Genomic DNA, 18246 nt, shown 5'->3' with positions numbered 1-18246 from the left:
CGCGAATGAATACCGCCCGCGCGAGCCGACGGGAGCCCGGCCGCGCAGAACCGCGCTACTCGCGGGGTTTCAGCGGCGGCAGCACTGGCAGGGTCGAGGAGTTCTCCCCCTCGCGCAGGTAGGGCTCGACGAAGACCCGCTCGTCGTGCTCGGCCGGCTGCCACCAGCGGGCCGCGATCACGGAATCGTGGACCAGTGGCACGGTCGCGGCAGGTTCCGGCGACTGAAGCCAGTCGCCCGCGACCTCGAGGGGGACGTTGTAGCCGATCGAAGCCAGATGGAGCCGCAGCGCCTCGGCGGCGGCATGCTGTCGAGAGGCAGCCTCGGCTGCCTGGCGCCGACGTTGGCGGGTGACAAGCTGTAGCGGGAGCACCACGAACAGGGCGCAGAGCACTCCGGTCCCTGCGATGCCCACGGCGACGACGGCGGCGAGCGACTCGCCCCCGAGTGCGGTGCCCTGGCCGAGAAACACGAGTGCGGCCACGAGCGCGGCCGTCGCGATGGCGAACGCGGTCACGCCGACGGGCACGACCCGACTCGAGTTCGCGGCGGACTCCAGCGCCCGGCGGTAGTCGGTGATCTCGAGGGCGGCGGGCGGCAGGTCCCGGTCAGACATCGATGCGATCGCGGCTGAGGCCGGCCCCGTCGATGATGAACTCCTTGCGCGGGGCGACGTCGTTGCCCATGAGCAGCTCGAAAACGCCGGCTGCCATCGCGGCATCCGAGACGTTCACTCGCCGCAGGGTGCGGTGCCGCCGGTCCATCGTCGTTGACGCGAGCTGGTCGGCGTCCATCTCCCCGAGGCCCTTGTACCGCTGGATCGGATCCTGGTAGCGCTTGTTCGACTTCTTCAGCGCTGTCAGCACGCCGTTCAGCTCGGTTTCAGAGTAGGTATAGATCGTCTCGTTCGGCTTGCTGCCGGGGTTCATAACTATGACCCGGTGCAGTGGCGGCACGGCGGCGTAGACGCGGCCGTCAAGGATCATGTCGGGCATATAGCGGAAGAACAGGGTGAGGAGAAGGGTGCGGATGTGCGCGCCGTCGACGTCGGCGTCGCTCATGATGATCACTTTGCCGTAGCGCGCGACCGAAAGGTCGAAGCTGCGCCCCGATCCCGCGCCGATCACCTGGATGATCGATGCGCATTCGGTGTTCGAGAGCATGTCCGACACGGACGCCTTCTGCACGTTGAGGATTTTTCCCCGGATGGGGAGAAGCGCCTGGTATTCGCTGTCCCTGGCGAGCTTCGCCGTGCCGAGCGCGGAGTCGCCCTCGACGATGAACAGCTCGCTATTGCCGACGTCGCTCGAGCGGCAGTCGACGAGCTTCGCCGGCAGCGAGGAGCTCTCGAGGGCGTTCTTGCGACGCTGGGTGTCCTTGTGGGCGCGGGCGGAGATGCGCGACTTCATTTCGGCGACGATCTTGTCGAGCACGAGGGCGCTCTGCGCCTTGTCGTCCCGTTTCGGCGAAGCGAACCGCTCGGACAGCGTCGTCGCGACGACCGATGCGACGATCGCGCGAACGGCGGGAGTACCGAGGACCTCCTTGGTCTGCCCCTCGAACTGCGGCTCGGGCAGCCGCACCGTGAGCACGGCGGTGAGGCCGGCGAGAATGTCGTCCTTCTCGAGCTTGTCGCTCCCGACCTTGAGCCGGCGGGCGTTCTGCTCGACCTGGGCGCGCAGGAATTTCATGAGCCCCGCCTCGAAGCCAGCCTGGTGGGTTCCGCCCTTCGGCGTCGCGATGATGTTGACGAAGGTCTTGAAGACCGTGTCGTAGCCGGTCCCCCAGCGCAGGGCGATGTCGACGGCGCACTCGCGTTCGAGTTCGGTGGCGACCATTGCGCCGGAGTCCTGCAGCACCGGCACGGTCTCGGAGAAGGTGCCGCTGCCTTGCAGACGCCACGTCTGCGTGACCGGTTCGTCGACCGACAGGTGATCGACGAATTCGGAGATTCCGCCGTCGAATTGGAAGGTCTCCCGAGTCGGCTCGTCACCGCGGTCGTCGGCGATGTCGATGCCGAGCCCGGGCACGAGGAACGCGGTCTGGCGAGCGCGGGACAGGAGCTCCTCCGTTTGGAACGCGGATCCCTTCGTGAAGATCTGGCGGTCGGCCCAGTAGCGGATCCGGGTTCCGGTGACTCCGCGGGCGACCTTGCCGACCACCTTCAGCTCGCTGCCGGAGACGAACGGCGAGAATGGCGCATCCGGGGTCTTCTCCCCGGAATCGGCGAAAACGCCTGGCTCGCCCCGGTGGAACGACATCGCCCAGGTCTTGCCGTTGCGGTCGACCTCGACGTCCAGTCGCTCGGAGAGTGCGTTGACGACGGATGCGCCGACGCCGTGCAGCCCGCCGGATGCCGCGTACGAGCCACTTCCGAACTTGCCGCCGGCGTGGAGCTTGGTGAAGACGACCTCGACGCCGCTCAGGCCCGTCTTCGGCTCGATGTCGACGGGAATTCCGCGGGCGCTGTCGCGTACCTCGACGCTGTCGTCGGCGTGCAGGATGACCTCGATGGACGAGCCGTGCCCGCCGAGCGCTTCGTCGACGGAGTTGTCGATAATCTCCCACAGGCAGTGCATGAGGCCGCGGGAGTCGGTCGAACCGATGTACATACCCGGGCGCTTGCGTACTGCCTCGAGCCCCTCGAGTACCGAGAGGTGTCTCGCGGAATAGTTCGAATCGGGCACGGGGTCTCCTTCTAGTGCTGCCGCCGCGCCGGGAACCCCGGCCGACCGGCCGCGTTCCACACTAATGACTCGTAGCGTGCCGATCCTGCATCAACACCCGGCCAGGTCCCGCTACGCGTTCAGCGAAATAGGCGCCGAATGAGACCTAGTTGTCACCGGGACGTGTTTCTATAGTTATGCACCACATCTCGTGTCGAGTTTGGAGGAACCCGAAATGTCACAAAATGCCCCTCGTTCCACAGTAGAGCTCGAGCCGCGCCACGAACTCACCTCGCACGACAGGTGTGACAGTTGCGGTGCCCAAGCCTATGTTCGCGTCACCATGGCCTCCGGTCAGCTCCTGTTCTGCGGCCACCACGGCGCGAAGTTCAAGGAGAAGCTGTCGGCTAGTGCACTTGAATGGCACGACGAATCGTCTCGGCTGATCGAGAACGACCGCGCCTGACCCGCGCGTCCATCCGCACCGACGTCGACAACGCCCGAGACCTGATGGTCCGGGCGTTGTGTCGTTAACCGCCCGATCGGCCTCCCCAACGGGTCTGCTGCAAGGTCAGTTCGCCAGTTAGTCGATACGGGTACGCGGTATCAGGCTGGATAGCCGGGTGACGACTTCTTCGCCGATGGTCCCCATCCCATCAGCCCAGTTCTGGAGCGTCGGCTCTCCCGCGGAGCCGTCCCCGAAGAGCGTAACGGTGTCGCCCACTGTGGCATCGGCTCCGCTGACATCAATCAGAAGCAAGGTTGGTTCGACGGCGACGACCGGATAGCGGCTGCCCGCGAGAGCCACAGACACTGCGCCTGCAGCATCAGCCAGGATCCCGGATGCCCCGCCGATGCCGACTGCCGCAAGTGTCCGCTCCCCCGCCCGCCGAATGTGACGAATAGGCGCGCGCAGGGTCATGACGGGGCGCAGCCCAAGGTCTTCTGGACCGACTCCGCCGCCGGGCGCGATTCCGTAGAGGAACGCGCCGACCCGCACCACATCAAACCGGGCATCCTCACGGGCATAGGCGGCAGCACTGGCGGCGATGTGACGCGTCGCCGCGCGAATGCCGTGCGCTTCAGCGATCGCGAGGCCTTCCCTGTACTCGGCGATGGAACGGCTGTCGTCGTCGTGTGACTCTTCCGCGAGATGGGTCCAGAGCCCGGAGACGACCACCCGCCCCGAGCGCTGCAGTTCGGCAGCGAGGTTTACGAAGCGTTCCCAGTCGCCGGCAAGCACTCCCGCACGGTGCAGTCCGGTGTCCAGCTTCAAGTGGATGCGTGCCGGCGGTGTCCCCGCTACCGCCGCCGCGGCGGCGACCCTTTCGAGCACAGGCACATCGGTCACCCCGATATCGATCTGCTGCTGTAGCGCCTCACTCAGGTCGTCACCTCGGTCGAATACCCAGGCGAACACCATGGAGTCCGGTGCCTGGTGTCGCACCCTCAGTGCGCCCGGGAGGTCGAGCGCACCGAAGCGGGTCACACCCTCATCCAGCAGCACGGCAAGAACGCTGTCGAGCCCGTGGCCGTAAGCGTCATCTTTCACGACCGCCATGAGTTCGGCCGGTGCTATCCGATCTCGAACCAGCCGCACATTGTGGCGCAGGGCGGCGGTCGAGATGAGCACGCTCGCGTCGATGCTATCCACCGGCTGCCTCCGGGGTCAGCCGACGCGCAAGGCAGGCGAGAACACTGAACGGATGCTCATCGATCGATCGGCACCATTCCTCCAGCGACAGCTCCCCCGTCTCAGGATTCCCGAAAATCACGACCGTATCCCCCGGCGTGACCGCAGCGTCGCCGGCGTCGACCACGAGCACATCCATGGCCACACGCCCGACGATCGGCATCTGCACAGCGTGGTCACCCCAGCTGACGGATGCGCGGTTCCCCGCTTTGCGCGGTAACCCGTGGCCGTAGCCGATTGCAACCAGTAGGAGAGTGGTAGCCGAAGCCGTTCGGAAGGTGTGGCCGTAGGACACGCCAGCGCCGGCACCCACATGCTTGATCGCCAGAACCTCGGCAGTCAGTCGTGGCGGATTCGCTGTCATCGACTGCAGCACATGCTGGACCGCGAGGTCGTCAGTCGGCGGTTTGAGCAGCTCACCTTGGCGCGCCGACAACTGGAGCGAGCGGGCGGCAACACTCATAGTCACCCCATCCCGCCTGATGTGCATAATCCAACCCATCCTACTGCCCGAGTGCTCGTTCGCGACGAAGCGCGCCTCTGGTGGCTAGCGGCGGCTGGCCACGATCGCGGGCTGGTGGCTGGCTCTGCTTCCCGTGCGGATGCCGGTGGCGCTGACTCGTGTCTCGTAGAGTCCGGGAGTCCAATTCCCCTCAATCAGGACGGGGCCGTTCGGCCCGACTGCCACGTCCCATCCGACATAGGGCACCGTGGGGACGACTCGCGCTGCTTCGTCGATGAGCGCCAAGACCTCGTCCCACAGCGGTACCCGAAAGTCGGTGATTGACGTACCCGAGTCGGGATGCGTTTCGTAGCGGCTCTTGTGCTTGCCGGTATGGCCGGGGCCCACCGACCGCCCTTCATCGTCGAGCATCGTGAAGAACCCTCCCCAGGTGAACTGGTCGCTCACTGCGCCCCTGCCGAACTTTTGGGCGGCCATGAGCACGTGCACACGCTCGCCGTCGAAGAAGGTCGAGACGCGGGTTGTGTTCACCGTGCCAGCGCAGTACTCGGAAAGATACGGATGCTGAGCGATCGGCTCTTCGATCAGCCGCTGGCCGCGCTCCAGAAGGTCGGCACGGAACTGCACCCAGTCATCGACATCCGCCGTGACGTAGCGGAAGACACCCTTGCCCTCACGCCCGACGGGGACTTTCGCGATGATCGCCGGATAACGCTCCGCGAATGCCCGCAGCCGGTCGGCATCCACCTCTTCCAGATCGATCCATTCGCGCTTCAGGTACCGCGCGAACAGTCGATTGAAGGCGATCTTATTCTCGAACAGGAGCACGTCCTGAGGGTCGTTGAGCGCATCCGCGAGGTGGTGCTGCAGCAGCCCGGTCATGAAGGTCTTGCGTTCCTTGCGGCTGAGGAGTGCGAAGTCCGACTCGTAGTAGTCGATGTACCCGGTGTCGTGGAAGGCCGCCCAGATCAGCATGTCCACGAAGGTGCGCGGCGCCCACTTGCCCTGTTCTCCCGCGATCTGTGTCGCGAAGGACCAGACGCGGCTCGGGTCGAACGCAGTTGCGCGCTCCAGGAAATACTTCAAACGCGCCTTCGGCGCGGCGTCACTGGGCAACGGGAAAACCTTCCAACGGGGTCGCGTACAAGTGCAACGAGGACGACGTGCCTCAGAACCCTCTCATCTTAGGCTTTGATCCACCAACGGCTGCCGCCGCCGCGGTCCCCGCAACCGCCGGGCGGCCTTCGAATGTCGCGAAAGCAGGCCATGTTAGCGTTAGCGGGTGAATCAACAATGGCTGCGCCTTCGGTACCTGATCGAGCGCGCACGACGGGTGAATCCGTCCCAGTTCTTCGAGCTGGCGGGCCAGGTGAAGAGGGTATCCAAAGCCCCGAAGTTGGTGATCATCGCCGACATGCTCTGGTGCTCGGTCCGGTACGAGATGGGGTTCCGCGACTACGTCGTCTGGGATATTCGTCTGCTCACCACACGCGAACGGGCTACGTGGATGACTCACCCCAAAGCGTTCCGACTGAACAGCACTCTCAATGGGCCCGACTCGCGAGCGATTCTGGGCGACAAGATTCGGTTCCACCACGACTTCGCAGATCTCACCCACCGCGAGTGGATTGACGCCTCGCAGGCGACGGCCGCTGAGCTGGCTGAGTTCGCTGCACGCCATCCGCGCATGATCGCCAAGCCTGCGCACGGTGAGGGCGGAGCGGGAATCTCCATCTACGAGGCCGCAGAGATCCAGGATTTCACGCTCTGGCGCGCCGCCCTGATCACGCGCGACCAAACACTGCTCGAACAGGTGATCGAACAGCACGAGGCTCTCTCCCGGCTGTACCCGGGCAGCGTGAACACCGTTCGCATGATCACCTACCTCGACCCGAACGACAAGTTGCACGTCATCGCGTCGGTCCTCCGCATCGGCAATGGAGATGTCATCGACAACTTCGCTAGCGGTGGGATGTACGCCATGCTGGACGATGATGGGGTGGCTCAGTATCCCGGTGTGGATAAGCAGTCGAACGTCTACGAGACGCATCCGGCAACCGGCGTGCACATCGCGGGTTTCGCGGTGCCGAGGTATCCCGAAATCGTGGACATGGTCGCCGAAGCGGCTCGACGGCTGCCGACCGTGCCGTATGTCGGATGGGACGTCGCGGTCACGGCCGACGGACCGGCGCTGATCGAGGCGAACCATAATTCGAGCGTGTTCCAGCTCAAGCCCTCGGTGACCGGGGTGCGCACGGGCCTTCTCGACCGGTATCGCGCAGCGATCGGGCCGGGCGTTCTCGACCGTCGGTGAGACTGCGGGAGCCCTCGACACCCTAACCGCTGCCCTAACCGCTGCCCCGGGTCAGGGATTTCTCCGACGCAGCATGTCGCGAGCGATCTGGAGTTCCGGCGCTCGGAAGAGGACGAGCAGCAGCAGATAGACGATCGCGCACGTCGCGGCGATCACCAACGAGCCCAGCGCACCCCAGATCTTGTCCTGCATCATCCAGCCGGATGTCCCTCCGAGCAGGAAGAACAGCCAGACTCCGGCGGCCCCGGCTGGAACCGCCATAAGTGCGAAGCGTCCGAGCGCACGCCACGTCGATCCCAACTCGAGGGGGCCCAGCTTCCGCTGCAGCAGCAGGGTAGCGACAATCACCTGCACTATCCCCCCCACCGACTGCGCAAGCGCGACCGCGGCGGTGAGCTGCTCGACGGGAACCGTGTAGCGCACCAGAAGGGTGAGCGCGACGATGATGACGGCTTGGATCGCGGTGAAGAGAAACGGTGTTCGCGCATCTCCGTAGGCGTAGAACGCGCGTTGGATGATGAAGAGCACAGCCATCGGGAGCAGGCTGAACAGGTAGGCGATCAGCACCGGGGCTACCGCGACCGCATCGGCAGTGTTGTTCGAGAAGATACGGGAAGCGGGTAGGGCCGCCGCGGCCACGGCCGCCAGAGCGACGAAAACGAACAGACCGAGGATGCGGATGGACTGCGCGATGTCCCGCTTCACCTCGGCGTCTTTCCCCGCGGCGGCGTGCTCGCTGAGACGGGTGAAATAGGGCGTGCCGATTGCGAGGACGATCACCGAGTACGGAACCATATACACCAGCCAGGCGTTCTGCCACACGAACACCGATGCGCCGGTCCCCGATGCATCAGAGATCGTCCGCTGCTGCAGGATCCCGACCAGCTGGCCGATGAGCGTGATGAGGAACGTCCAGAGTGCGAGTTTCTGCATCTGTCGGAGCCCCATCCCCCGCCAGCGGAAATCGAACCGCAGGGGAATTCCCGCGCGACGCCACAACAGCAGCAGGACGCCCGTTTGAGCGATGATGCCGAGTGTCGCCGTGCCAGCCAGGACCGCGACCATCACGGGCGTCCATTGCCCGACGTCGTTGACATCGGCACCGAACAGGCGGATAAACACGAGGAACCCGATGATCGACACGACGTTGTTCACGATGGGTGCCCACGCATACGGGGCGAAGATGCGTCTCGCGTTCAGGATCTCGCCGATCAACGCGAACATTCCGTAGAAGAACAGCTGTGGGATACACCAGTACGCGAAGAACGTCGCAAGCTCGTGCTGCTCGGGCGTGTAGCGGGGGGCGAAAAGGCCTACCAGTGCGGGCGCGGAGACGACGGCAATCACCGTGGCGGCGCCCATCAGGACCGTTCCAAGGGTGAGCAGCTTCGCGAGGAAATCGTGTCCCCCATCGCGCCGGGCACTCACCCTGACAACCTGTGGGACGATCACGCCGGTCAGCACGCCGGCTGAGATCAGCGCATAGATGCTGTTCGGAAGCTGGTTGGCCGTGGCGAACGCGTCACTCGCCCGGCCGATGGCCCCGATCGCGGCGACGAGGACGATCGTACGAAGCAACCCGGTGACCCGGGAGGCGAGCGTTCCCGCCGCGATCACCGCACTCGCTCTGCCGAGACTCACCCCTTCCCCTTCCGCCGAGCTGTGACCGAGGGGAATCGGCTCGATGTGCGCTCGTGCCGCCTCAAGGCTCGCGGATGATGCCCATGGGGGTCGACTGGTGTCCCTGACCCAGCGGGTTGTCGAGCAGCACCCGCTCCATGGTGCGCGTGCGAGCCTTGCTCATTGTCGATCCCAGCACGTTGCCGCCGAGATCATTGATGTCGGTAATGAGCACCCCGATGTCCAGGCCCAGCGCTGCCCGCAGCTCGCGCGCGACGTCGTGGGGACGCTCGGGGGCGAGCACGACATGCGAGTTGTACGGAGGAATGGTTCCGCTGGTGGGGCCGTCGATACCACGCGCCTTCGGTCCCGCCACCCTGTAGAAGTCACCCGTGCGTCCGAACAGCTTGGTCACGGCTGCCACCCCTGCAGCGAACAGGATGCGCGGTGTTCCGCACTCGCGCAACGCCATCTCCATGGTCTGTGGAAGGCCGAGTCCGATTCCGTTCGGTGTCTTGACCACGTGGCTCGACAGCCAAGTGGCGAGTTTGCGCGGCGCAATAGACTCGGTCGGATACGAGCGACCCTGCGTGATGGCGACGATCTTCTCAGTTACGAAGAGCACATCACCATCATGCAGGCGGTCCGCTGCGAACGTTGTCACAACATCGGTGATGTCGTCGTCACTCATGACCAGCTTCGTCTTGATCGGGATGCGCAGGTATCGCACACCATCGATCACCGTCTCCAGCTGCTTGCCGTCGTTCGCCTCATCGGACATGGAGACCCACCTCTCTCGTGACCATTCGCATCCGTTGCGCTTACTCCAGGTAGTCGCGGAGGGACTGCGACCGGGATGGGTGGCGCAGCTTGGCCATCGTCTTCGACTCGATCTGACGGATGCGCTCGCGCGTTACCCCGAACGTGTCGCCGATCTGGTCGAGGGTCTTCGGCATTCCGTCGCCGAGCCCGAAGCGCATCCGGATCACGCCGGCCTCACGCTCGGAGAGCGAATCGAGCAGCGACTCCAGCTGCTTTTGCAGCATCGTGAAGCCGACGGCGTCCGCGGGGACCACCGCCTCGGTGTCCTCGATGAGGTCACCGAACTCGCTGTCGCCGTCTTCACCGAGCGGCGTATGCAGGGAGATCGGCTCGCGACCGTATTTCTGCACCTCGATGACCTTCTCCGGGGTCATGTCGAGCTCGCGGCTCAGTTCCTCCGGGGTGGGCTCGCGCCCGAGGTCCTGCAGCATCTGGCGCTGCACGCGGGCGAGCTTGTTGATGACTTCCACCATGTGCACCGGGATGCGGATGGTTCGTGCCTGGTCGGCCATTGCGCGCGTGATCGCCTGGCGGATCCACCACGTCGCGTAGGTCGAAAACTTGAAGCCCTTGGTGTAATCGAACTTCTCGACGGCACGGATGAGCCCGAGGTTGCCCTCCTGGATCAGGTCGAGGAACTGCATGCCCCGGCCCGTGTAGCGCTTCGCGAGGGAGACGACGAGTCGCAGGTTCGCACCCAGCAGATGGCTCTTGGCGCGCTGGCCGTCGCGAGCGACCCAGTGCAGCTCGCGGCCCTTGGCCGAACGCTGCTCTGCCTCGCTCATCTGGGACAGCTTGTCCTCGGCGAACAGGCCGGCTTCGATGCGCATGGCGAGCTCGACCTCTTCGGCCGCGTTGAGCAGGGCGACCTTACCGATCTGCTTCAGGTAGTCCTTGACCGGGTCGGCCGTGGCGCCCGTGATGGCGGACGAGTACACCGGCACCTCGTCGTCGTCGTCGACGAGCGACAGCACGAGGGCGCCGGCGGGCAGGTCCTCGGCGAGGTCGCCGGCCTTCGTCTTCTTCTCGTCGTCGTCGCCATCGTCCGAGGCGTCGGCGGGCGCGTCCTCGGTCGACTCCTCAGCGGATCCCTTGGCCTTCGGGCCGCGCTTGGCGGGCACCTTGGCAGGAGCTTTGTCGGCAGGAGCTTTGTCAGCTGCGGCCTTCTCGGCGGCCGCCTTCGCAGCCGGCGTCTTCGCCGGTGCCTTCACGGCCCTCTTCGCGGGGGTCTTGGCGGGGGTCTTGGCGGCGGTCTTCGGCGCCGCGCTCTCGGCCTCGACTTCGTCGGGTGCGGCCGCTTCCGCGGTAGTTGTCTTCTTGGCGGCGGTGGGTTCCGCAGTCTTGGTTCGGGCAGCCATTCGGATACCTTTCAGTTTGATTCGTAGCTCTCGAGTTTCGGCGTCTGGCGGGGCATGGACGGGGCCCGCCACACGGGCTTGGCCGAATTTCGGGCAGTACTAAGACCCATGTCAAGTCTTGGCGTGACGCGAAGGAGCACCTGCGCGACATCGGTTCAGAATGACCGGGTCTTAGGCCTAATTATTGCATGCTTTGGTGCGAGCTCTTGACAATTGCGGCTCTTGTCTAGTCCGTTTTGCGACGCCATGCTCTGGCAAGGACAACCCACAGCGGGGCCACCTGTATTCCCTCGTCCTCGCCGAGCTTCCTGCGGGTGCGGCGGCGGGCCTGCAGCAGGAAAACGACGCCGATTCCGACGACGACATACGGAACGAGCAGGGCGATCCGGAATGAGTCCCACGCGAAGATGTCCGATGGCAACCCCCCGTCGATCCGCATCCGATCAAGCAGGTCGAGCGCGACGCCGATCGCGAACATCATCACGAAGCTCGCGAGGAAGCCGCCGACGTTGACGACACCGTTCGCCGAGCCAAGGCTGCGCAGCGGATTGAAGGTGCGCGCAAAGTCGAATCCGATGAGCGACCCTGGACCGCCCACGCCGACGACCAGGATCAGCACGACCACGAGCCAGAATGGGGGCTCGCCCGGCCAGACGAGCACCGCAGTCCAGCACACCGCCATAGCCGTGACGATGCCGAGCACCAGGTTCGACCGCCTGGTCGGGAACCGGGCGCTCAGGATGCCGATGATCGGACCGGCGATCATTCCGGCGGCGACGACCAGCGTCAGCAGCAGGGAGGCGACGGTGGTGCTGTAGCCGAGACCCGCGGTCAGAAGGGGAAAGCCCCACAGCAGCGCCAAAACGGTGCCGGGCGACTGCGTCACGAAGTGTGACCAGAAACCGAGTTGGGTTCCGGGACGGGCGAGGCTCTGGCGCAGCAGTGACATCGACTCCCGCCATGTGCTCCTGTGGTTCTCGACGACCCGCACGGCGGGACCATCCGAGATAAACACCAGCACGAGCACCGCCGCGAGCACCGATCCGGCGGCGGCGGCGGCGAAGGCGGTCGACCACCCGAATTGGTGCAGGACGAGCGACAGCGGGATCGCCGAGAGCACCTGGCCGAGTTGTCCGATATTCCCCGTCCACTGGGAGACCTGGGGCAGGATGCGACCGCCGAACCACGTCGACAACAGCCGGATCACAGAGATAAAGGTGAGAGCGTCTCCCGCGCCGACCAGCACGCGACCGGCGATCGCGACGCCGATCGACGGGGCGAGGGCGAGAGTGAGCTGCCCGAGGCCCATCAGGATCGCGCCGGCGGCAATGAGCGCCCTCGGGCCGAGCCGGTCGAGGATGACCCCGACGGGAATCTGAAGAGCCGCATAGACGATGAGCTGCACCACGGCGAGACTCGAAAGAACCGAGGCCGATACCGCGAACCTCTCTGCCGCCTCGACGCTCGACACCCCGAGGGAGGTGCGCTGCATGACCGCCACGACATACGCGACTATGGCGATTGCCCAGATGAGCCAGGACCGGGCGGAATTCACTCGCCCACTCTAAGTGCGGGGGAGGTCCTCTTCGCCGCTGGGGCGAGTCGCGAGGAAGTTCTCAAGCTCCGCCGCGATCTCATCCGCCGAGGGCAACTCGCCGGCCTCGTCGGTGAGCGGGGAGCGCAGCGGGTTGCCCTCCATATAGGAGTCGTGGCGTTCCTCGAGCGTGCCCACGAGCCGTGCGAGCTCGTGGTTCGTCTGCACCTGGGCGTCGATCTTCGCGAGGAGCTCCCGACCCGCCGCACGGAGCCGCTCGGTCGGGAAGATCAGGCCGGTCGCCGCGCTGATGCTTTCGAGTGCCTTGACCGCGGCATCCGGATGCTCTGTTTCGGCGAGGTAGTGCGGAACCAGCAGAACGAAGCCGACGGTCGCGTGGTCGAGCTGCTGAAGCCGGTATTCGACGAGGTGCAGCGCATTCGCGGGCACCTGCGTGCGCGGACGCCAGACCGACATCGCATCGATGAGCTCGGTGCGGTTGCCGCTCACGGTCACGCCAATCGGCCTGGTGTGCGGAACGGGCATCGGAATCGCATGCACCCACGTGGTCGTCTTGACCTTGAACCGTGCGAGAAGCTCGAGCACAGCCGCGCTGAACCGCTCCCACTGGAAGTCGGGCTCGAACCCGGTGAGATGAAGGAACTGCTGCCCTGCCTCGTCCGTTGCGAGGTAGAGCGCGAGGGTCGGCGGCTGGTAGTCGGTGAGGTGATCCTGGTCGAAGTACACGACGGGGCGCCGGGCCCGGTAGTCCAGGAGAACGTCCGCGTCAAAGGTGGCGATCACCTGGTGGTCGAGGGTGTCGAGGAGGTACTCGCTCAACTGAGTCACAGCCGATCCGGCGTCCGCGAATCCGGTGAGCCCCGCGACGAGATGGAGCCCCTCCGGCACGGACGCCTCCTCCGGGGTGAGGTCGTAGAGTCCGGCTGGGTCACGCATGCATCAATTCTACGCGCCCCACAATCGGCGGGCCGGGCGGGTGGCGCTCGTGGCAGGTGCCGAGAGCGAACAGTCGCGGCTCGCGCCGGGCAAGCCGATCCGCACGGATATCATGGCCGGATGACCGTCTCCTCGTTGCGCCTGACCACCGAATCCGCCATCGATGTCCCCGCCGACGTCCTCGTGATCGGAGTCGCATCCGGCAAGGACGGCGGCACGATCGTGGGAGTCGGCGACCACTTCGCCGCGCTGCAGCAGTCCCTCTCGGCGATCGGATTCACCGGCGCGAAGGACGACGTGCGGCGCCTTCCCGGCGTCGGCGGTGCGGCCGGATCGCTCGCCCTCGTCGGGCTCGGCTCCGCCCCCCTCGACGCGAATGCGCTTCGGTACGCCGCGGGCGCGGCGGCGCGCACCATCCGCGGCGCGGAGCGCGTCGCGATCGCACTGCCTGCCACAGACGACTCCGACCTCCTCGCGATCCTCGAGGGTGTCGCGATCGGCGGCTACAGCTACCTCGACTACCGGTCGGCGGAGCAGGAGCCGCAGTCGCGGCCCCCCGCCGAGGTCGTCGTCGTGGCCACACACACGCCCGCAGCCGGCCTCGTCGACCGCGCGACAGCAATCGGGACCGCGATCCACACCGTCCGTGACCTTGTCAACGCTCCCCCGTCCGATCTGTACCCGGCGTCGTTCGCCTCGGCGGCGCACGAGTTGGCGAGCGGCCTGCCCATCGAGCTCACCGTGCTCGCAGGCCAGGAACTCGTCGACGGCGGATACGGCGGACTCGTCGGCGTCGGCAAGGGATCCGACCGCGGCCCGCGCATGGTCAAGGTGAGTTATTCGCCGGCCGGGGCCACGAAGCACCTTGCGATCGTCGGCAAGGGAATCACGTTCGACACGGGCGGCCTGTCCCTGAAGCCCGCAGCATCCATGGTCGGCATGAAGTACGACATGACGGGCGCCGCGACGGCCCTCGCCGTCGTGATCGCCGCGGCGAAGCTCGAGCTGCCGGTGCGGCTCACGGCGTGGCTGTGCCTCGCCGAGAACATGCCGTCCGGCTCGGCGACGCGCCCGAACGATGTGCTGCGACTGCGCGGAGGCAAGACCGTCGAGGTGCTCAACACGGATGCCGAGGGCCGACTCGTTCTCGCCGACGGCCTCGTTGCTGCGAGCGAGGAGTTCCCCGACGCGATCATCGACGTCGCGACGCTCACGGGAGCGGCCCTCGTCGCGATGGGAAACCGCTACGTTGCCACCATGGGTGACGACGACTTCGTGCGTCGTGTCGTCGCCGCGGGCGACCGCACGGGAGAGACCCTCTGGCCGATGCCGCTGCCCTCTGAGCTGCGCTCACTGCTCGACTCCGACATCGCCGACATCGCCAACGTGAAGATGGGCAACACGGCGGGCGGGATGCTGATCGCCGCGGTGTTCCTGCGCGAGTTCGTCGGTAAGACCGCCGATGACGACTCCACGCAGATCCCCTGGGCGCACCTCGACATCGCCGGCGCGGCGAACAACGGGGGGGCCGGCTACGGCTCGACGGTCAAGGGTCCGACGGGCGTCGCGGTCAGAACACTGCTCGAGGTGGCTGAAGAGTTTTCGCGGGGGTAGTAGGGTTTTCGCGGGGCCTCCGAGTCCCGCGAACCCGTCCGGCTGCCGAATCTGTCGGCAGATCTTGTGACAAGAATTCTGATGTGCAAGGAGCTGTTGAGTGTCTGAACAAAATTTCGACATCGTCATTCTCGGAGCCGGCAGCGGCGGCTACGCCGCCGCGCTCCGCGCCTCCCAGTTGGGCTTCACCGTGGGCCTGATCGAAAAGGGCAAGCTCGGCGGCACCTGCCTGCACGTCGGTTGTATCCCGACCAAGGCACTGCTGCACTCGGCCGAGGTCGCCGACGTCACGCGTGAATCCACAAAGTACGGCGTCAACGCCGACTTCCACGGTGTCGACATCGCAGCCGTCACCGCGTACCGCGAAGAGGTCGTCTCGAGCAAGTTCAAGGGACTCACCGGGCTGATCAAGAAGCGCGGCATCACCGTCATCGAGGGCGAGGGCAGGCTCACGTCGCCCACGACCGTCCAGGTCGGCGACCAGGTGATCACCGGCAAGCACGTCGTGCTCGCCTCTGGCTCCTACTCCCGTTCGCTGCCCGGCCTCGAGGTCGGTGGGCGTGTCATCACGTCCGAGCAGGCCCTCGAACTCGACTTCATTCCGAAGACCGTCGCCGTGCTCGGCGGCGGTGTGATCGGCGTGGAGTTCGCGAGTGTCTGGAAGTCGTTCGGCACCGACGTCACGATCATCGAGGCGCTCCCCCACCTCGTGCCGAACGAGGACGAGAGCATCAGCAAGCAGTTCGAGCGGGCCTTCCGCAAGCGCGGCATCAACTTTGTCCTCGGCACCAGGTTCCAGAGCGTGACCCAGAATGACCAGGGCGTCGTCGTGACCCTCGAGGATGGGCGCACGATCGAGGCCGAGCTGCTGCTCGTCGCCGTCGGCCGAGGACCGTCCACCGCCGGACTCGGATACGAAGAGGTCGGCGTCACGATGGACCGCGGGTTCGTCATCACCAACGAGCGTCTCGCGACGAGTGTTCCCGGGGTCTACGCCGTAGGAGACATCGTTCCCGGCCTGCAGCTCGCCCACCGGGGCTTCCAGCACGGAATCTTCGTCGCCGAGGAGATCGCGGGGCTGAAGCCCCAGGTGATCGACGACATCAACGTTCCCAAGGTCACCTATTCGCACCCCGAGGTCGCCTCGGTCGGGCTCAGCGAGGCCAGCGCCCGCGAGCAGTACGGCACCGACAAGGTCTCGAGCTACGACTACAACCTCGCCGGCAACGGCAAGAGCCACATCCTCGGCACGGCCGGATCGATCAAGGTCGTCCGCGTGAACGATGGCCCCGTCGTCGGCGTGCACATGATCGGCGACCGTGTTGGCGAGCTCATCGGTGAGGCCCAGCTCATTGTGAACTGGGAGGCGTACCCCGAGGACATCACCCCGCTGCTGCATGCGCACCCCACCCAGGACGAGGCGCTCGGCGAGGCCTTCCTCGCTTTGGCGGGCAAACCACTTCACTCCTGACCGGGCCGCGGTCCGGCCGAGAACTAAGCTAAAAGCACGTCACGTCATAAAGGAGCATTACTGATGAGCGAATCCGTCAACCTTCCGGCACTCGGTGAGAGTGTCACCGAGGGTACGGTCACCCGCTGGCTGAAGAACGTCGGCGACAGGGTGGAGGTGGACGAGCCGCTGCTCGAGGTCTCGACCGACAAGGTCGATACCGAGATCCCCTCGCCGGTGGCCGGCATCATCGAAGAGATCCTCGTCGCCGAGGACGAGACAGTCGAGGTCGGAACCGCCCTCGTACGTATCGGCGATGGCTTCGGCGGCGGTGAGGCCCCGGCAGCTCCAGAGGCCGAGGCGGCGGCCGCCTCGGAGGAGGCCGCACCCGCTGAGGCCGCCGCTCCCGCCGAGACCGCTCCGGCAGAGCCTGCTCCCGCAGCAGAGCCTGCAGCAGAGCCTGCTCCCGCAGCAGAGCCTGCAGCAGAGCCTGCTCCCGCAGCAGAGCCTGCAGCAGAGCCTGCTCCCGCAGCAGAGCCTGCAGCAGAGCCTGCTCCCGCAGCAGAGGTGCCGTCCAGCGAGGCGCCCGCGCCCGAGGAGGAGCCAGCCGCCCAGGCGCCTGAGCCTGCGAAGGATGTCGACGAGGCCCCCGCCGAAACGGCCCCTGCTCCCGAAGCCGCACCCCCTGCGGCGGCCATCCCCGCTCCCGCCGCTGCGCCTGCCGCGCCTGCCGCTCCCGCCGCTGCGCCTGCCGCGCCTGCCGCCCCCGCCGCTGCGCCCGCCGCTCCCGCCGCCGCTCCCGCCGCGGCGCCTGCAGCTCCCGCCGCTGCGCCGGCAGAAGCCCCCGAATCCGAGTCCGGGTCGAACGCCGGATACGTCACCCCGCTCGTGCGCAAGCTCGCGAACGAGCTCGGCGTCGACCTCGGTTCGCTCACCGGAACAGGTGTCGGAGGGCGAATCCGCAAGGAGGATGTCGTCGCCGCGTCGTCGGCCGAGACTGCGGCGCCGGCAGAAGCCGCCGCTCCCGTGGAGGTGTCGCCGCTCCGCGGCACCACCGTGCCGATGTCACGCCTCCGCAAGGTCATCGCCGAACGCGCGGTCGCCTCGATGCAGACCTCGGCGCAGCTGACGTCTGTCGTCGAGGTGGATGTGACCCGGGTCGCGAATTTCCGCGACAAGACGAAGGGCACCTTCCACGAGAAGACCGGCGTCAAGTTGTCGTTCCTGCCGTTCTTCGCCCTCGCGGCCACCGAGGCACTCAAGGCCGTTCCGATCGTCAACGCCACGATCGACGGTGACACGATCGTCTACCCGGCACAGGAGAACCTGAGTATCGCTGTCGAGACTGATCGCGGTCTGCTCACCCCGGTGATCCGCGAGGCGGGCGAGCTCACGCTCGCCGAGCTCGCGCAGCAGATCGCCGACCTCGCAGCCCGCACCCGCGACAACAAGCTCAAGCCCGACGAGCTCGCCGGGGGCACGTTCACGCTCACGAACACCGGCTCGCGCGGTGCGCTGTTCGACACCCCCGTGGTGTTCCTTCCGCAGTCCGCGATCCTCGGAACCGGAATCGTCGTGAAGCGGCCCGTCGTCGTGAGCCAGGACGGCAGCGACGCGATCGCGATCCGTTCAATGGTCTTCCTCGCGCTCTCCTATGACCACCGCATCGTCGACGGGGCTGACGCCGCGAAGTTCCTCGTGACGATGAAGAACCGCCTCGAGTCGGGAGACTTCCAGGGCAACCTGGGCATCTAA

General features: G+C 66.2%; 15 protein-coding genes. 5 read left to right on the top strand and 10 right to left on the bottom strand.

From position 1 onward, the window contains the following. Window positions 1-55: 55 nt before the first annotated feature. Together BHD05_RS10080 and BHD05_RS10075 are read right to left on the bottom strand one after the other, a co-directional pair. Complete coding sequence (locus BHD05_RS10080) at window positions 56-616, bottom strand: hypothetical protein (protein WP_161886316.1); 561 nt, start codon at window positions 614-616, stop codon at window positions 56-58. Continuing rightward, a complete protein-coding gene (locus tag BHD05_RS10075; protein WP_161886315.1) occupies window positions 609-2687 on the bottom strand; it encodes a DNA gyrase/topoisomerase IV subunit B in 2079 nt (692 codons plus the stop codon). The genes BHD05_RS10080 and BHD05_RS10075 overlap by 8 nt, the downstream gene beginning before the upstream one ends. A 214-nt stretch (window positions 2688-2901) precedes the next feature. Here BHD05_RS10075 and BHD05_RS10070 point away from each other — a divergent pair, with 214 nt between their 5' ends. Beyond that, window positions 2902-3132, top strand: coding sequence for a DUF7455 domain-containing protein (locus BHD05_RS10070; protein ID WP_161886314.1), 231 nt, complete (start codon window positions 2902-2904; stop codon window positions 3130-3132). Window positions 3133-3249: 117 nt separating this feature from the next. Here BHD05_RS10070 and BHD05_RS10065 read toward each other — a convergent pair whose 3' ends face one another. The 3 genes from BHD05_RS10065 to BHD05_RS10055 all read right to left on the bottom strand — a co-directional run bounded on the left by BHD05_RS10065 (window position 3250) and on the right by BHD05_RS10055 (window position 5938). After that, window positions 3250-4320: an alanine racemase gene (locus BHD05_RS10065; protein WP_161886313.1), complete on the bottom strand. Its 1071-nt coding sequence runs from the start codon at window positions 4318-4320 to the stop codon at window positions 3250-3252. After that, on the bottom strand, window positions 4313-4822 hold the full coding sequence (locus tag BHD05_RS10060) for an alanine racemase C-terminal domain-containing protein (RefSeq protein ID WP_161886312.1): 510 nt from the start codon (window positions 4820-4822) through the stop codon (window positions 4313-4315). Before BHD05_RS10060 ends, BHD05_RS10065 begins: the two co-directional genes overlap by 8 nt. Window positions 4823-4906: 84 nt before the next feature. Next, on the bottom strand, window positions 4907-5938 hold the full coding sequence (locus BHD05_RS10055) for a sugar-transfer associated ATP-grasp domain-containing protein (RefSeq protein ID WP_161886311.1): 1032 nt from the start codon (window positions 5936-5938) through the stop codon (window positions 4907-4909). A 166-nt stretch (window positions 5939-6104) separates the two neighbouring features. Between BHD05_RS10055 and BHD05_RS10050 the strand changes: the two genes are divergently transcribed. After that, entirely contained in the window at window positions 6105-7136 is a 1032-nt protein-coding gene (locus tag BHD05_RS10050) for a sugar-transfer associated ATP-grasp domain-containing protein (RefSeq protein ID WP_161886310.1), read from the top strand. A gap of 51 nt (window positions 7137-7187) precedes the next feature. On the opposite strand, the gene murJ is transcribed toward BHD05_RS10050, so the two are convergent. From murJ to BHD05_RS10025, 5 genes are all read right to left on the bottom strand, one after another. Next, window positions 7188-8777 carry a murein biosynthesis integral membrane protein MurJ gene (gene murJ, locus BHD05_RS10045; RefSeq protein ID WP_161886309.1) on the bottom strand — a complete coding sequence of 530 codons (1590 nt, stop codon included), beginning with the start codon at window positions 8775-8777 and terminating at the stop codon, window positions 7188-7190. Window positions 8778-8838: 61 nt separating this feature from the next. Beyond that, entirely contained in the window at window positions 8839-9537 is a 699-nt protein-coding gene (locus tag BHD05_RS10040) for a coenzyme F420-0:L-glutamate ligase (protein ID WP_161886308.1), read from the bottom strand. A gap of 40 nt (window positions 9538-9577) precedes the next feature. Further along, window positions 9578-10936: an RNA polymerase sigma factor gene (locus tag BHD05_RS10035; RefSeq protein ID WP_161886307.1), complete on the bottom strand. Its 1359-nt coding sequence runs from the start codon at window positions 10934-10936 to the stop codon at window positions 9578-9580. A 226-nt stretch (window positions 10937-11162) separates the two neighbouring features. Next, window positions 11163-12491: an MFS transporter gene (locus tag BHD05_RS10030; protein ID WP_161886306.1), complete on the bottom strand. Its 1329-nt coding sequence runs from the start codon at window positions 12489-12491 to the stop codon at window positions 11163-11165. A 9-nt stretch (window positions 12492-12500) separates the two neighbouring features. Next, complete coding sequence (locus BHD05_RS10025; RefSeq protein WP_161886305.1) at window positions 12501-13427, bottom strand: proteasome assembly chaperone family protein; 927 nt, start codon at window positions 13425-13427, stop codon at window positions 12501-12503. Between the two features lie 120 nt (window positions 13428-13547). Between BHD05_RS10025 and BHD05_RS10020 the strand changes: the two genes are divergently transcribed. From BHD05_RS10020 to sucB, 3 genes are all read left to right on the top strand, one after another. Further along, entirely contained in the window at window positions 13548-15041 is a 1494-nt protein-coding gene (locus BHD05_RS10020) for a leucyl aminopeptidase (RefSeq protein ID WP_161886304.1), read from the top strand. A gap of 100 nt (window positions 15042-15141) precedes the next feature. After that, window positions 15142-16512: a dihydrolipoyl dehydrogenase gene (gene lpdA, locus BHD05_RS10015; RefSeq protein WP_161886303.1), complete on the top strand. Its 1371-nt coding sequence runs from the start codon at window positions 15142-15144 to the stop codon at window positions 16510-16512. Window positions 16513-16575: 63 nt separating this feature from the next. Continuing rightward, a complete protein-coding gene (sucB, locus tag BHD05_RS10010; protein WP_161886302.1) occupies window positions 16576-18246 on the top strand; it encodes a 2-oxoglutarate dehydrogenase, E2 component, dihydrolipoamide succinyltransferase in 1671 nt (556 codons plus the stop codon).

The sequence above is a fragment of the Marisediminicola antarctica genome (assembly GCF_009930795.1).
GTDB lineage: Bacteria > Actinomycetota > Actinomycetes > Actinomycetales > Microbacteriaceae > Marisediminicola > Marisediminicola antarctica.
The sequence above is the reverse complement of the archived record's forward strand: the minus strand, read 5'-3'. Positions and strand labels throughout refer to the sequence as shown.